The sequence below is a fragment of the Variovorax durovernensis genome, assembly GCF_977011995.1.
Map to the genome: position 1 here is coordinate 245,950 of NZ_CDRNCW010000002.1, position 15,361 is coordinate 261,310.

The window sequence follows — 15,361 nt, forward strand, 5'->3', positions numbered from 1 at the left end:
CCAGAGGTATCGATCACTATGAGCGGTGCGGTCGACCAATTGCTGGCGCGTCTTCGCCAGGAAGACGGCGTGCTGGTGCGCGTCGAGTCCACGCAGGGCTCGGCGCCGCGCGAAGCCGGCACCTGGATGGCGGTGTGGGCCGACGGACTCACGGCCACCATCGGTGGTGGCCAACTCGAATTCCAGGCCACGAAGGAAGCGCGCGAGTTGCTCGCCGGCATGCGTGCGCCGTTCGACGGCATCCAGCGCTACCCGCTGGGCCCCAGCCTGGGGCAGTGCTGCGGCGGGGTGATGTTCCTGTCGTACCGACGAATCACCGCAGCCGATGTCCCCGTGCTGCAGCGCGAACTGGTCGCGCAGCTCAAGCCCGTGGCGCTGTTCGGCGGCGGGCACGTGGGTGCCGCCCTGGCACGCCTGCTGGCCGCGCTGCCTTTTTCGGTGCGCTGGATCGACAGCCGCGATGGCGTGTTCCCGGACGAACTCCCCGCGCAAATCGACACCGAGCATTCCGAGCCGGTGCAGGACGCCGTGGCCGCGCTTGCGCCGGGCAGCCGCGTGCTGATCATGAGCTTCAGCCATGCCGAAGATCTCGACATCGTCATCGCCTGCCTCAAGCGCCTGCGCGAACGCGACGACCTGCCCTACATCGGCCTGATCGGCAGCAAGACCAAGTGGGCCACCTTCAGCCACCGGCTCGAAGCGCGCGGCTTCACGGCGCAAGAACTGGCCCGCATCACCTGCCCCATCGGCGTGCCCGGCATCACCGGCAAGGAGCCCGAGGTGATCGCAGTGGCGGTGGCGGCACAGTTGTTGCAATCGCTGGGCTGAACAGGGTTTTCCCGGCGGTGGCGCCCCAAAAAAAGCATCCCGCCCCTTGCCAAAACTGTATACACTTTCGGTCGACAACAAGCCGCAGCGGAGCGAGGCCCATTCCATGGAGCCTGCGTTCGCGGCACTTTCTCTGCTTACAGCGCCCGCGGTGGTGAGCAGGCTGAAACCCCTTTGCGGCGTCCCCACGCGCGCACGGGGCTGAGAGAGAGCACATGGAAAGCTACTACCTCGACTGGGCCAACCTGCTGCTGCGCTGGGTCCACGTCATCACCGCCATCGCCTGGATCGGCGCCTCCTTCTACTTCGTGATGCTGGACAACAGCCTCGAGAAGCCGCAGGACCAGGAATCGCTCGACAAGGGCGTGGGCGGCGAGCAGTGGGCGGTGCACGGCGGCGGCTTCTACAACATGCAGAAGTACGCGCTGGCGCCCAAGAAACTGCCGGACCACCTGCACTGGTCGTACTGGGAAAGCTATTCGACCTGGATCACGGGTTTCTCGCTGTTCACCATGTCGTACCTGTGGAACGCGAGCACCTACCTCATCGACAAGTCGAAGATGGACTGGCAGCCGGGCGCTGCCATTGCCGTGGCGCTGGCCTTCTTCGTCGTGTTCTGGATGGTCTACGACGGCATCTGCCAGATCTTCGGGCGCCGCAAGCACGGCGACACCATCGTCGGCGTGCTGATCGCGGTCTTCATCGCCTTCGCGACCTGGCTGGCGTGCCACTGGTTCGCGGGCCGCGCGGCCTTCCTGCTGGTGGGCGCCATGATGGCCACGACCATGAGCGGCAACGTGTTCTTCTGGATCATTCCCGGCCAGCGCAAGAACGTGGCGGCGCTGCGCGAAGGCAAGCCGGTGGACCCGGTGCACGGCCAGCGCGGCAAGCAGCGCAGCGTGCACAACACCTACTTCACGCTGCCGGTGCTGTTCGCGATGCTGAGCAACCACTACAGCTTCACCTACACGCACAAGTACAACTGGATCGTGCTGCTGCTCATCATGCTGGGCGGCGCGGCGATTCGCCAGTTCTTCGTGGTGCGCCACCGCTTCAAGCTGGGCAATGCGGGCAACCCGCTGCCGTACGCCATGGTCGGCATCGTGGTGCTGGGCCTGACCATCGTCTGGATGAAGCCCGAGCCGGTGGCTGCGCCGGTCGTCTCCGCGGCGGCGCCCGCCGTGCCTTTCTCCGACGTGCAGAAGGTGCTGGAGCAACGCTGCTTCATGTGCCACGGCCCCGCCGTGCAAATGAAGAACGTGCGGGTCGACTCCCCCGAGCAGGTGGCCGCGCATGCGCAGGCGATCTACCAGCAGGTGGTGGTGACCAAGATCATGCCGATGAACAACGCGACCGGCATCACCGACGAGGAACGCGCGCTCATCAGCCGCTGGTTCCAGGCCGGCGCGAAGACGACCAACTAGGCATCCCGAAAAAACTGACCGGCGAGGGGCGGGGCCTGGTCCGCAGCACAATTGCCGGTCTGGAGACAAACCGCAATGACCGCTTCGAATCCGTCCCTGGCCCCCGCCCCCGATCCGCGCAAAGACCCGCGCGCCTTTCTCGAACATCTCTACCGCGTGGCGGTGGACCGCGCGCTGCCGTTGTCCACGCTCGGCCCCCATCTGCCGCCGCCGCCCAAGGGCCGCACCCTGGTGCTGGGCTGCGGCAAGGCCGGCGGCTCGATGGTGCAGGCGCTCGAAGCCCTGTGGCCGGCCGACGCGCCGCTGTCGGGGCTGGTCGTCACGCGCTACGGCCACATCCCGCCGCGGCCCGAAGGCCTGCCACGGCGCATCGAGCTGGTCGAGGCCGCGCATCCGGTGCCTGACGAGGCCGGCCTGCGGGCGGCCGAGCGCATCCTTGCATTGACTGAGGGCCTCACGGCCGATGACCTGGTGCTGTTCCTGATCTCGGGCGGCGGCTCGTCGCTGCTGGTGCTGCCGGCCGACGGCCTGACGCTGGCGGACAAGCAGCGCATCAACACGCAGCTGCTCGAGAGCGGCGCGAGCATCGGCGAGATGAACTGCGTGCGCAAGCACCTGTCCCGCATCAAGGGCGGCCGGCTGGCCGCGGCCTGCGCGCCGGCGCGCGTCGTCACCCTCACGATCAGCGACGTGCCCGGCGACGATCCGGCCATCATCGCCAGCGGTCCGACCGTGCCCGACGCCACCACCTGCGCCGACGCGCTCGCCATCCTCGAGCGCTATGCCATCGACGTGCCCGCGCCGGTGCGCGCGCAGCTCGAAAGCGGTGCGCTCGAAACGCCCAAGCCGAACGATCCGGTGTTCGAGGGCCACCAGACGCATGTGATCGCCACGCCCCAGCAGTCGCTGGAAGCGGCCGCCCAGGTGGTGCGCGCCGCCGGCCTCGAGGCGCACATCCTCAGCGACGAAATGGAAGGCGAGTCGCGCGAGGTCGGCAAGGTGCATGCCGCGCTCGCGCGCGCGGTGGCGCTTCGCGGCGAGCCCTTCGCCAGGCCCTGCGTCATCCTGTCGGGTGGCGAGACCACGGTGACGATCCGGCCCCGCAAGCCCGGCCAGGCCAAGGGCCGGGGTGGGCGCGGCGGCGAGTTCTGCATGGGCCTGGCCGGCGCGCTCATGAGCCAGCCGGGCGTCTGGGCGCTGGCGGGCGACACCGACGGCATCGACGGCATGGAAGACAACGCCGGCACCTTCGTCACGCCCGACACGCTGGCACGTGCGAGCGCCAAGGGCATGAAGCTGTCGGACTACATGGACCGCAACGACGCCTACACCTACTTCGGCGCCATCGGCGACCTGCTGATCACCGGGCCCTCCCACACCAACGTCAACGACTTCCGCGCGCTGCTGGTGTTGTGACGGGGCTGTTCGCCCGGCGCAGGCGAGCTTTGTGAACTCGGGTTAATCTACGCCTCCCGGCGGCCATGGCTGCCGTCGTCGCCAGCGCACCCTTCGGGGTGCCGCGTCGCACAGACCAGATTTCCCCTTTTCACCATCCAGTCCCCGAAGGAAAAGTTCGTCATGACCGCTACCTACACCGACACCCGCCTGCTGATCGACGGCCAATGGGTCGACGCCGCCGACGGCAAGACGCTCGACGTGCTGAATCCCGCCACCGGCAAGGCCATCGGCAAGGTGGCGCATGCCGGCATCGTCGACCTCGACCGTGCCCTGGCCGCCGCACAGCGCGGCTTCGAGGCCTGGCGCAACACGCCCGCCAACGAGCGCGCCGCCGTCATGCGCCGCGCCGCCGGCCTGATCCGCGAACGCGCCCCTGAAATCGCCAAGCTGCTGACCCAGGAGCAGGGCAAGCCGCTGGTCGAAGCCAAGGGCGAAACCCTGGCCGCCGCCGACATCATCGAATGGTTCGCCGACGAAGGACGCCGCGTGTATGGCCGCATCGTGCCGTCGCGCAACCTGGCCGCGCAGCAGCTCGTGCTGAAGGAGCCGCTGGGCCCCGTCGCCGCGTTCACGCCGTGGAACTTCCCGATCAACCAGATCGTGCGCAAGCTCGGCGCTGCGCTGGCCACCGGCTGCTCGTTCCTGGTGAAGGCCCCTGAAGAAACCCCGGCATCGCCCGCCGCGCTGCTGCAGGCCTTCGTCGACGCCGGCATTCCGGCCGGCGTGGTGGGCCTGGTGTTCGGCAACCCCGCTGAAATCTCGAACTACCTGATCGCCCATCCGATCATCCGCAAGGTCACCTTCACCGGCTCGACCCCGGTCGGCAAGCAACTGGCCGCGCTGGCCGGCGCGCACATGAAGCGCGTGACGATGGAACTGGGCGGCCACGCCCCGGTGATCGTGGCCGAGGACGCCGACGTGGCACTGGCCGTCAAGGCTGCCGGTGCCGCCAAGTTCCGCAACGCTGGCCAGGTCTGCATCTCGCCGACACGCTTCCTGGTGCACAACAGCCTGCGCGAAGAGTTCGCCCGCACGCTGGTCAAGTACACCGAAGGCCTGAAGCTCGGCGACGGCCTGGCAGAAGGCACGACCATCGGCCCGCTCGCCAACGCCCGCCGCCTCACGGCCATGGCCCACGTGCTGGAAGACGCCCGCAAGAAGGGCGCCACCGTGGCCGCCGGCGGCGAACGCGTGGGCGACACCGGCAACTTCTTCGCGCCGACCGTGCTGACCGACGTGCCGCTGGACGCCGATGTGTTCAACAACGAACCCTTCGGCCCCATCGCCGCCATCCGCGGTTTCGACACGCTCGAGGAAGCCATCGCCGAATCGAACCGCCTGCCGTTCGGCCTGGCCGGCTACGCCTTCACCAAGTCGATCAAGAGCGCGCACCTGCTGAGCCAGAAGCTCGAGCTGGGCATGCTGTGGATCAACCAGCCCGCCACTCCGTCGCCGGAAATGCCCTTCGGCGGCGTGAAGGACTCGGGCTACGGCTCGGAAGGCGGCCCGGAAGCGCTCGAGGCCTACCTGAACACCAAGGCGGTTTCGATCCTCGGCGTCTGAGCCGGCGCTTGCCGGTCACTCCTCGGCGGCGGCATTCCAGAAGGCTTGCTGCACGCCGTCGAGGGCTTCGAGATCCTCGATGACACGGTCGAGCTCCGCGGGCTCGACCGCCGTCGCATAGAGCGTCGCGCCGATCTCGGTGTCGGCCGGCCCGAAGGGGTGCTGGTCGACGTCGCGCACCGGATAGTTGGCAGCCTCGAGCAGCAGCAGCAACTGGTCCATCACCTCGGGCCGCGCCGCGCGCGAGCAGATCACGCGCACCACATACGTCGCTTCGCTGGCGCCCTCGCTGATCGGCTGCCGGTTGATGCGGTTCACCACCGGCCGCAGCAGGGTGTTGCTGGCCAGCACGAACAGCGCCGCGATCAACGCCTCGCCCAACAGGTCCGCACCCGCGCAGGCGCCCACCGCCGCCGACCCCCACAGCGTTGCCGCCGTGTTGAGCCCCGTGACGTTGGCGCCTTCCTTCATGATCGCGCCCGCGCCCAGGAAGCCGATGCCCGACACCACATAAGCCACCACGCGCACCGCGCCGCCGCTGCCGTCGAGCCGGTAGGCCATGTCGACGAACACCGCCGCTCCCACGGCCACCAGCGTGTTGGTGCGCAGGCCGGCCGTGCGCTGGCGTATCTGGCGCTCCAGGCCGATCACCGAGCCGAGGATGAAGGCGGCCGCGACGCTGATGAAGGTGTCTAGCAGCGAGTGCAGGTTGATGTTCTGGATGGCTTGCATCGAAAGGTTCCTTGTTGTTGTCATGTCGATGTTCAATCGGCCGATGGCGTCGTGCCCGTATGTCGCTGGATGTGTTCACGCCAGTTGCGCTTCTCGATACGCCTCACATTCGGAACGTCCGCAAGGTGCGTCAGATATGTCGCCAGCAACGGCAACTCCGCATCGCTCTTGTCGCCCAAGAACTCGCACACCGTCACCAGATTGCCGTAGCTCCTCGCGTACTTCGATGGCGTGTCGTCGACGGCGATGATCGATTCGAGTGGATAGCCCTTGGACTTCAATTTCTGCAGATTCTTGATGCTCTGGTACTCACCCGTCGTCCAGTCTCGCGTTGTCGTGCAACGTGCGCTCGACCAGACAAACTCCAGCGTTCCGCTCGGGAAGATGCGCTCGACGATCTGCGACGCGTAGCTTTCGCCTGATGCAGTCCAGACGCCGACCTTGAACTTCGTGAGCACGTTGCCCACGAAGTCGGCAAGATGCGGCCGCAAGTGCACACGGTAAGGGCCGACTCGGAAATCCTCGTCGTGGCCGAGTGCGTTCTCTGTGGCGTGAACCAGCGTTTCATCGAGATCCAGCACCAGCAGTTTGCGAGTCTTGGGTGTCATGTGCGTGTCGGGCTGCGTCACATTGGGAGATAAAGCATATTCGACCGTCGTGCGTTGTTTCGGGGTGCGAGCACGCCGTCGATGTGATCAATCAGAGTCGTGGTTGAACGGCCGGCACGACAGCTGCACGCGTCCCGAACAGTTCCCTCAGCACAGGCACATCACTGCCACCCATACCGCCGCCCATACCACCCCTTCACCGTCTGCGTCAGCACCGCGTACCCCACCAGCATCGCCACGAGCCAAGGGAAGTAAGAAAGCGGCAGCGCCTGCAGCTTGAAGTAGTGCGCCAGCGGCCCCATCGGCAGCCAGATGCCCACCGCGGCAATGGCCGCGCCCATTGCCAGCAGCGGCCAGGAGGCGCGGCTTTGCAGGAACGGGATCTTGCGGGTGCGGATCAGGTGCACGATCAGCGTCTGAGACAGCAGGCCTTCGATGAACCAGCCCGACTGGAACAGCGTCTGGTGATCCACCGAGTTGGCGGCGAACACGAACCACAGCACAGTGAACGTCAGGATGTCGAACACCGAACTCAGCGGTCCGAAGAACACCATGAAGCGGCCCAGGTCGGCCGGGTTCCAGCGCTGCGGGTTCTTCAGGAATTCGTCGTCCACGTTGTCGAACGGGATCGCGATCTGCGACACGTCGTACAGCAGGTTCTGCACCAGCAGGTGCAGCGGCAGCATCGGCAGGAAGGGCAGGAACGCGCTGGCCACCAGCACCGAAAACACGTTGCCGAAGTTCGAGCTTGCCGTGATCTTGATGTACTTGAGCATGTTCGCGAAAGTGCGGCGCCCCTCGATCACGCCTTGCTCCAGCACCATCAGGCTCTTCTCCAGCAGGATGATGTCGGCCGATTCCTTTGCGACGTCCACCGCGCCGTCCACCGAGATGCCGATGTCCGCGGCGCGCAGCGCCGGTGCGTCGTTGATGCCGTCGCCCATGAAACCGACCACGTGCCCGTTGGCATGCAGCGCATGCACGATGCGCTCCTTGTGCGCCGGCGTGAGCTTGGCGAACACCTGGTGCTGTTCGACCAGTACTCGCAGGTCGGCGTCGCTCATGTCCTCGATCTCGCGGCCGAGCACCATGCGGCCGGCCTCGATGCCCACGTCGCCGCAGACCTTGCGCGTCACCAGTTCGTTGTCGCCTGTCAGAACCTTCACCGCCACGCCATGCTCGGCCAGCGCGCGCAGCGCGGGTGCAGTCGATTCCTTCGGCGGATCGAGGAACGCCACATAGCCCAGCAGCGTGAGGCCTGATTCGTCGGCCACGCCGTACGCCGGCTTCTGCGCCTCGAGCTTCAGCGCGCGGCTTGCCACAGCCACCACGCGCAGGCCCTGTGCGTTGAGTTCCGACGCCACGCGATGGATGCGCGCGAGCACCTCTTCATCGAGCGCCAGCACCTCGGCGCCGCGTTCCACCGACGTGCACACCGACAGGATCTCTTCCAGCGCGCCTTTGCAGATCAGCAGGTGCTCGCTGCCGCCGTTGGCCACCACCACCGACATGCGGCGGCGCGAGAAGTCGAAGGGCACCTCGTCGATCTTGCGGTAGCCGGTCTGCAGGCGCGTCTCGAGCTGCATCTCTGCATGGCTCAACACGGCCTTGTCGAGCAGGTTCTTCAAGCCCGTCTGGTGAAAGCTGTTGAGATAGGCGAGCTGCAGCACGTGGTCGGAGCCTTCGCCCCAGGCATTGGTGTGGCGCTCGAGCACGATGCGGTCCTGCGTCAGCGTGCCGGTCTTGTCGGTGCACAGCACGTCCATCGCGCCGAAGTTGTGGATGGCCTCCAGCCGTTTCACGATCACCTTCTGGCGCGACATCACGACCGCGCCCTTGGCCAGCGTGGCGGTCACGATCATCGGCAGCATCTCGGGCGTGAGGCCGACTGCGATCGACAGCGCGAACAGCGCCGCCTCCCACCAGTCGCCCTTGGCCACGCCGTTGATCACCAGCACCAGCGGCGCCATCACCAGCATGAAGCGGATCAGCACCCAGCTCACGCGGTTGATGCCGGCCTGGAAAGCGCTGGTGCCGCGATCGGTGGCGGTCACGCGCTGGGCGAGGGCGCCGAAGAAGGTGCGGTCGCCCGTGTGCACGATCAGCGCGGTGGCGGTACCGCTGATCACGTTGGTGCCCATGAAGAGCAGGTTCTCGCGTTCCAGCACGCCGGCGTCGTGCGCGCCGCGGTCGGCGACGAACTTCTCGACCGGCATGGCCTCGCCCGTGAGCGCCGACTGGCTGATGAACAGGTCCTTGGCGGTGAGCAGCCGGCAGTCGGCCGGGATCATGTCGCCGGCCGACAGTGCGATCACGTCGCCCGGCACCAGGTCGCGCATCGGCACCTCGACGCGCAGCGTGCCAGCGTGCGTGGCATCGAAGCCTTCGTCGCCGGCCGATCCTGCCTTCTGGCCCGGCGCGGGCCGCAGCACCGTGGAAGTGTTGCTCACCATCGCCTTGAGGCGTTCGGCCGCCTTGTTGGAGCGCGACTCCTGCAGGAAGCGCAGCACCGTCGACAGCACCACCATGCTGCCGATGACGAGCGCGGCCTTCATGTCGTCGGTGACGTAGGAGATCAGCGCCAGCACCGTCAACAGCAGGTTGAACGGATTGCGGTAGCACTGCCACAGGTGCTGCCACCAGGGCAGCGGTTTCTCGTGGCGCACTTCGTTGCTGCCCAGGCGCTTGCGCAGCACCTGCGCATGGCCTTCGCTGAGGCCACGCGGCGAACTGTGGAGCTTGACCAGCATTTCGCCGGCGTCGGTGCGCGAGGCGGTGGCCAGGGCGCGGGCGATGTCGGCTGGCATGCTGACCGACCCGGCGGCGGCGGGCTTCGAGCCCAGCAGCGTCTGCCAGCGCTCGAAGTGATGCAGCATGTGACGGCTGCGCAGGAAGCTCTCGAAAACGGACTTCAGGACGTTTTTCATTTTTTCTCTCCTTCACGGCGGCAGCGCGGGCCGTGAAGGAAAGAAAAGCGCACGCGCTGGTCAATCAGGCGTGACTATTCCTTCGCAGCACGGCGCGCTGCACTCTCTCTGGATGGCAATCGATCGGAACAACGGAAGTGGCGCACAGGGGCGCAAATGAGGGGCTGGGTCCATGGGGCCTCCTTTGTTTGCGTACGTGAGTGGGTCGGGGTGCGCGTGAGCCTCAGCGGTGCGCCGGGCGAACGGATGGGTCCAGCAGCACCAGGCAGCTGCGGATGCGGCGGGTGGTCCAGAGCGCCGCGGCCTGGTCCAGCGTGTCGTCGATGCGAGGCGCGGCGGCACTCGCAGGCGTGCCGGCGTTGTGCAGCGTCCGCGGCTGCGCCTGCTGCTGTTGCAGCGGCTGCTGACGAAGTTCGAGATGACGCATGACAAGGCTCCTTCGCGTTGAAGGGCCTCGCGCACGGACGCACGCAAGCTGACTGAAAAAGTCAGTGACGAGAGGGGCGGGTATCGGGAGGAGGAGCCGCTTGCCGTGGAGGCAAGAGGGTCACGCTGCGTGCACGGCGGCCACAGCGCGGGGAGCCTGCGCTAGAGAGCCTGGAGTGTCACGCCTGCCGAGGCACGCGTCTTGTCACTGATCCAACTGGCACTGTCCACGCACGAGGCTCCGAAATGAAGATTTCACGATTGTTGCACCGCGGCATGCGGTGCGTCAACCCTTGGGATGGCTTCTCGCGATGCGGAAGGGGTCTTCAGGCCTATGCCAACGCCGCTCGCCTTCGCCATCCCAGACCGCCCACCACCGTCAAAACGAGGCCCAGACCCAACAGGAACATGCCGAAGGCATTTCCTCCGATCTCGCTCTTGTTGCTTGCGCTGATGGCACGGGCAGCGGCATTGGCATCGGTAGCCGTCATGGCGGTGGCGAAGGCCGACTCCCTGCATCTCCCGAGCATCTCCGCGCCCTGATCTTTCATGCGCTCCTGGCATTTCGCCACCGTCGCGGCATCGGCCGCTGGCGCCGTGCCCCCGAAAGCAAGCAGTGCACCTGCAAGCACAAGGATCACGCCGACCACAAGCAGTACCAAAGGGTTTTTCTTCACCGGACCTCCATCGAGTTGTTTCGCGCTCTGTTCGTTCGCTGTGGCGCGCGACCTCAGCATATCCAGCGCGCGCCGCTGGAGGCAGCCCTGAATGAAGGCGGGCAACCCGTGCGTTCGTAGTCTTCTGCCGTCCTGGTGCAGGCAGTTCGGTTCGAGCGATCCCGACGCAGCTCGCGAATGCCTCGGGGCTCGCATGAAGTCCATGCCGTACAGGCGCAAGGTGCTAAGGCCTTCGAGGCCGCAGGTAGCCCGCGTAGCACTCGGGACTCGTCTCGCTGCCCTGCACGCAGTCCGAGTGTCGATACAGCGCTTCGATCTCCATCACGGGAACTGGCTTGTCCAGAAGCACCCGTTGCCCGGTCACATGGCCTTCGAAGCTCACCAGAGTGAACTGGGCCACGAGATCCCGGTCGTAGTACCCCGGGCCGCAGGCAACAAAATTCTGCGCATCGCGTGGCCACTGCAGCACGCCTTGTGGGTCGAAGGTGGCATGCAGCAGGGTGAAGCACTGGCGCCCGCCTTCACGCGCATCAATGGCGTTGATGCCGCCGCTCCAGCGCACCCGAGCACCCTGCGCCCGAGGTGCGAGCGCCTGGGCCGGCGAGAGGTCGACGACCGGGTCCTTGGACGCCAGCGCAGTTCGACCGACTTCGGAACCCGTGGTGGCCACGGCGTGCCGCACGGGTGCCGCCTCATGGTCGGCAGGGGTTGCACAGGCCGCCAGAAGGGCGACGGCGCAGAGCAGGACGACGATGTGTCGAGGTCGATGGAAGGACATCGTTTCGATGTTACTGCCGCGATGCAGATTGCCAGCGCGGTCGCGGGTGCTTGCAGGCGCGGGAAGTGCTCGATCTCCGAGGGATGAGAATGCCGCTCCAACTAACTTCTTGCCGCAATTGAAAACCCCGTCAATTCTGTTCGTCTGCACCGGCAACATTTGCAGGTCCCCCACGGCCCATCTGCTTCTCATGCACAAGGCCCGCGCGACTGGCTTCGATGTCGATGTCGACAGCGCCGCCATCTCCGACGAGGAGCGCGGCAATCCACCGGACCCGCGCTCCGTGGCCGAGGCGAAGCGCCGTGGCATCGCGATGCACGCTCATGCCGCGCGACAGGTTCGCAGCTCCGACTTCGCGCGCTTCGACCTCGTCATCGGCATGACGGCCCAGCATTGCGCCGCGTTGCGCAGGCTGGCTCCTGCTGGAACAGAAGACAGGATCCACCTGTTCACCGAATTCGCCGACGGCATCGAGGGCGACGTGCCCGACCCCTGGTACGGCGGGCAGAAGGACTTCATCGAAGTCTTCGACCTGATCGACCATGGCGTCGACGGCCTGCTCGCGAAGCTTCAGGCCAAGGCTTGCTGAAGCCTATTCGCAGAGCACCCGGATCGACGGCGGAATCTGCACCGCCCGTATCCCGCCGCCTTCGCGCTTCGCCCCGAAGATACGCACTTCCTCGCACTCGAGGATCAGGTCTTCGCCGCGCGTCACGCGGTAGGTCTGCACGAAGCTCTTCTCGCGCCATTCCTTGATGCGCACCGCGATCTGCAGCGTGTCGCCATAGCTCGCGGCCTTGACGAAGCGCGTGTGCGTGTCGACCAGCGGCGTGCCGATCACGCCCAGCGTCTCGGTGGTTTCTTCCCAGCGCGGCACGCCGCACTCGGCGAAGAAGTGCCGCGAGGCCGCGTCGATCCAGCGGAAGAAGTTGGGAAACCAGACGATGCCGGCGGGGTCGCAGTCGCCGAACTCGACGCGCGCGGTGTAGACGACTTCTTTGACGTTGCTGTTGCTGTTGCTCATCAGCCCATTCTCGTTGGCAGCCACAAGGCAATGATCGGGAAGGCGATCAGGATCACCAGGCGCACGATGTCGGTCACGATGAACGGCAGCACGCCCTTGAAGATGGTGGTGAAGCTCACGTCCTTCACCACGCTCTTGATGACGAAGACGTTCATGCCCACCGGTGGATGAATCAGCCCCAGTTCCACCGTCATCACGATGATCACGCCGAACCAGATGGGGTCGAAGCCCAGGTGCACGATCACCGGGTAGATGATGGGCACGGTCAGGATGATCATCGCCATCGCGTCCATCAGGCAGCCGAGCACCAGGTACATCAGCATGATGAGCGCGAGCACGCCGTAGCGGCCGATGCCCAGGCCGGTGAGGAACTCGGTGAGCTTCTGCGGGCTTTGGGTGATGGTGAGGAAGTACCCGAACAGCAGCGCGCCGATCAGCACCGTGAATACCGCAGCCGCGGTGCGCGTGGCCGACAGCAGCGCCTCGCGGATCTTCGGGCCGTCGAGCTTGCGCCGCACCAGCCCGAGGATGAACGCACCGCTCGCACCCACGCCGCCCGCCTCGGTCGGCGTGAAGAAGCCGCCGTACAGGCCGCCGATCACGAAGACGAACAGCACCAGCGGCGCCCACACATTCTTCAGGTCCTTCACGCGTTCCGACCACGGCTTGATTTCGCCGCCGGGCAGCCAGTCGGGCCTCAGCTTGACGATGATCGCGATGGTCATCACGTACATCGCCATCGCCAGGATGCCGGGCACGATGCCCGCCATGAAGAGCTTGCCGATGTCCTGCTGCGTGAGGATGGCGTACACGGCGAGCACGGTCGATGGCGGCAAGATCGCGCCCAGCGTGCCGCCCGCGGCAATCACGCCGGTGGAGAACGATTGCGGGTAGTTGAAGCGCCGCATCTCCGGGTATGCCACCGCGGAGAAGGTGGCGGCCGTGGCCACCGACGAGCCGCAGATCGCCGCGAAGCCGCCGCACGCCACCACGGTGGCCACGCCGAGGCCGCCGCGCAGGTGGCCGATCATCGAATTGGCGGCCTTGAAGAGTTCGCGGCTCACGCCCGACACCGACACCAGCGCGCCCATCAGCATGAACATCGGGATCACGCCGAAGGTGTAGTCGGTCACGGTGCGCATCGAGGTCTGGCCGACCAGCTTCAGTGCCGGCCCGGGGCCGACGAGATAGCTGTAGCCGACCACGCCCACCAGGCCCATCGCCATGCCCACGGGCACGCGCAACAACATCAATACGAACAGGGCGACGAAGCCCAGCACTGCCACTGCATCCGGGCTCATTCGTCCGCCTTCTGTTCTGCGTGAACTTCTTCGAGTTGCTCAGGGTGAAAGATCAGCCGGTACGTGCGGATCGCGATCAGCAGCACCGCGCACACGTCGCCGGCCCAGGCCACGGCATAGAAGGGCCAGGTCGGAATGTTCAGGTCATAGGTCTGCACGTTGTCCACGTAGGTGCCGCGCACCTTGTCGAACAGCATGGCAGTCTGCACCGCCACCACGAACAGAAGCACCAGCGTGGCGAACACGTCGATCGCGCGCTTCATGCGCGGACCCGCCGCCGTCCACACCAGGTCGACCGTGATGTGGCCGCCGCGGTAGCTGGTGGCCGCGATGCCCCAGAAGATCAGGATGCCCAGCAGCATGCGGCCGAAGTCGTAGGCGTCGGGGATCGAGGTGTCGAAGAACTTGCGCAGCACCACGGCCACGAAGATGTTGAGCGCGACGATACCCACGAAGATGGCAGCGAGCCATTCGATCATGTTGATCGCGCGGTCCATGTAGCTAGCGGACCGTGTAGCCATCGCTCAGAGTGCCGATTTGTATTTGGCGAGGCTGGCCTTCAGCGCATCCATCACCGCCTTCGGGTCTTCGCCGACCTTCTTCACGCTCTCGGCCCACTGCGCTTCCGAAGGCGCCGCGGCCTTGCGCCATGCGTCGAGCTGCTCCGGCGTGAGCTTGTAGATCTCGTGGCCCGAAAGCGCGGCCATCTTGGCGTGGCCGGCGAATTCGAAGTCGGCCCACGGCCCGGCGACCTTCTGCGCCCATTCGCTGGTGCAGTGGTCGTCGATCACCTTCTTCTGCGCGGTAGACATGGCGTCGTACTTGCCCTTGTTCATGACCCACACGAAGGGCGTGACGTACAGCGGCGCATCCATGTGGTACTTCACCACCTTGTCGATGCCGAACAGGCCGATGGAGCCCCACGGGAAGGTGATGGCGTCGGCCACGCCGCGCTCCAGCATGTCGCGCGACTCGGGTGCCGATGCCTGCACGTTGGTGCCGCCCAGCGAGGTGATGAGCTGGCCCACGGTGCTGGTGGCCGGGCGCACCTTCATGCCCTTGACGTCGCCGGGCACGGTGATCTTCTTGCGCGAGTGGAAGGTGCCGGGGTCGTGCACGAACGCGAAGCAGTACTTCACATCCTTCATTTCCTTGGCTGCGTAGTTGCGGTACCAGGCGTCGATGGCGGCCGAGCCTTCCTTGCCGTTGGCGAACAGGAAGGGCAGCGACGCCCCCGCCATCACCGGAAACCGGCCGGGCTGGTAGCCGGGGTTCACGTACGAGAAGTCGGCGATGCCGTCGCGCGCCATGTCGTAGTGGTCGAAGGCCTTGCCGAGCTGCTCCGACGGAAACAGGATCGCGGTGATGGTGCCGCCCGACTCCTTCTTGATGTCGTCGGCCCACGCCTGCAGCGCGGGGTTCAGCGGATGCTGCGCGGGCACCCAGCTCGACAGCTTGAGCTGCACGGGCTTGTCCTGTGCCTGCGTGGCGGGAGCGCACAGTGCGAGCGCAGCGGTGGCGGCAATGGCGATGGCGGTCGGGGCCAGTGCCGTGCGGCGGGGGCGGTGGGCGATTGTCATGGTCTCCTTCGTTATGTGTTCGTCTGGGTTGAGCA

General features: G+C 66.2%; 15 protein-coding genes. 5 read left to right on the forward strand and 10 right to left on the reverse strand.

Annotation, left to right across the window (positions count from 1 at the left end; genetic code table 11):
- Positions 1 to 18: 18 nt before the first annotated feature.
- The 4 genes from xdhC to ACWV14_RS33190 all read left to right on the forward strand — a co-directional run bounded on the left by xdhC (position 19) and on the right by ACWV14_RS33190 (position 5,273).
- Positions 19 to 828, forward strand: coding sequence for a xanthine dehydrogenase accessory protein XdhC (xdhC, locus tag ACWV14_RS33175; RefSeq protein WP_454908060.1), 810 nt, complete (start codon positions 19 to 21; stop codon positions 826 to 828).
- Between the two features lie 215 nt (positions 829 to 1,043).
- The gene (locus ACWV14_RS33180; protein WP_454908061.1) at positions 1,044 to 2,252 is read left to right on the forward strand and encodes a urate hydroxylase PuuD; all 1,209 of its coding nucleotides are present in this window, start codon (positions 1,044 to 1,046) and stop codon (positions 2,250 to 2,252) included.
- Positions 2,253 to 2,327: 75 nt separating this feature from the next.
- Positions 2,328 to 3,668: a glycerate kinase type-2 family protein gene (locus ACWV14_RS33185; protein ID WP_454908062.1), complete on the forward strand. Its 1,341-nt coding sequence runs from the start codon at positions 2,328 to 2,330 to the stop codon at positions 3,666 to 3,668.
- 162 nt (positions 3,669 to 3,830) lie between these two features.
- Positions 3,831 to 5,273 (forward strand): NAD-dependent succinate-semialdehyde dehydrogenase, encoded by a 1,443-nt coding sequence (locus tag ACWV14_RS33190; RefSeq protein ID WP_454908063.1) that lies wholly within the window; start codon positions 3,831 to 3,833, stop codon positions 5,271 to 5,273.
- 15 nt (positions 5,274 to 5,288) lie between these two features.
- Here ACWV14_RS33190 and ACWV14_RS33195 read toward each other — a convergent pair whose 3' ends face one another.
- The 6 genes from ACWV14_RS33195 to ACWV14_RS33220 all read right to left on the reverse strand — a co-directional run bounded on the left by ACWV14_RS33195 (position 5,289) and on the right by ACWV14_RS33220 (position 11,595).
- Complete coding sequence (locus tag ACWV14_RS33195) at positions 5,289 to 6,005, reverse strand: MgtC/SapB family protein (protein WP_454908064.1); 717 nt, start codon at positions 6,003 to 6,005, stop codon at positions 5,289 to 5,291.
- Positions 6,006 to 6,037: 32 nt separating this feature from the next.
- Positions 6,038 to 6,613, reverse strand: a complete 576-nt coding sequence (locus tag ACWV14_RS33200; RefSeq protein ID WP_454908065.1) for an NIF family HAD-type phosphatase — start codon at positions 6,611 to 6,613, stop codon at positions 6,038 to 6,040.
- Positions 6,614 to 6,774: 161 nt separating this feature from the next.
- Positions 6,775 to 9,540: a magnesium-translocating P-type ATPase gene (gene mgtA / locus ACWV14_RS33205; RefSeq protein ID WP_454908066.1), complete on the reverse strand. Its 2,766-nt coding sequence runs from the start codon at positions 9,538 to 9,540 to the stop codon at positions 6,775 to 6,777.
- Positions 9,541 to 9,763: 223 nt separating this feature from the next.
- Positions 9,764 to 9,967, reverse strand: coding sequence for a hypothetical protein (locus ACWV14_RS33210; protein ID WP_454908067.1), 204 nt, complete (start codon positions 9,965 to 9,967; stop codon positions 9,764 to 9,766).
- A gap of 331 nt (positions 9,968 to 10,298) precedes the next feature.
- On the reverse strand, positions 10,299 to 10,748 hold the full coding sequence (locus tag ACWV14_RS33215; RefSeq protein ID WP_454908068.1) for a hypothetical protein: 450 nt from the start codon (positions 10,746 to 10,748) through the stop codon (positions 10,299 to 10,301).
- A gap of 118 nt (positions 10,749 to 10,866) precedes the next feature.
- Positions 10,867 to 11,595: a hypothetical protein gene (locus tag ACWV14_RS33220; RefSeq protein ID WP_454908069.1), complete on the reverse strand. Its 729-nt coding sequence runs from the start codon at positions 11,593 to 11,595 to the stop codon at positions 10,867 to 10,869.
- A gap of 16 nt (positions 11,596 to 11,611) precedes the next feature.
- Here ACWV14_RS33220 and ACWV14_RS33225 point away from each other — a divergent pair, with 16 nt between their 5' ends.
- A complete protein-coding gene (locus ACWV14_RS33225) occupies positions 11,612 to 12,010 on the forward strand; it encodes a low molecular weight protein-tyrosine-phosphatase (RefSeq protein WP_454908070.1) in 399 nt (132 codons plus the stop codon).
- Between the two features lie 3 nt (positions 12,011 to 12,013).
- Here ACWV14_RS33225 and ACWV14_RS33230 read toward each other — a convergent pair whose 3' ends face one another.
- Genes ACWV14_RS33230 through ACWV14_RS33245 form a run of 4 tightly spaced genes read right to left on the reverse strand, consistent with a single transcriptional unit; the run spans position 12,014 to position 15,326 of the window.
- Positions 12,014 to 12,445 (reverse strand): acyl-CoA thioesterase, encoded by a 432-nt coding sequence (locus ACWV14_RS33230; protein ID WP_454908071.1) that lies wholly within the window; start codon positions 12,443 to 12,445, stop codon positions 12,014 to 12,016.
- Complete coding sequence (locus ACWV14_RS33235) at positions 12,445 to 13,746, reverse strand: TRAP transporter large permease (RefSeq protein ID WP_454908072.1); 1,302 nt, start codon at positions 13,744 to 13,746, stop codon at positions 12,445 to 12,447. The genes ACWV14_RS33230 and ACWV14_RS33235 overlap by 1 nt, the downstream gene beginning before the upstream one ends.
- A complete protein-coding gene (locus ACWV14_RS33240; protein WP_454908073.1) occupies positions 13,743 to 14,267 on the reverse strand; it encodes a TRAP transporter small permease in 525 nt (174 codons plus the stop codon). Before ACWV14_RS33240 ends, ACWV14_RS33235 begins: the two co-directional genes overlap by 4 nt.
- Positions 14,268 to 14,270: 3 nt before the next feature.
- A complete protein-coding gene (locus ACWV14_RS33245; RefSeq protein WP_454908074.1) occupies positions 14,271 to 15,326 on the reverse strand; it encodes a TRAP transporter substrate-binding protein in 1,056 nt (351 codons plus the stop codon).
- Positions 15,327 to 15,361 lie beyond the last annotated feature (35 nt).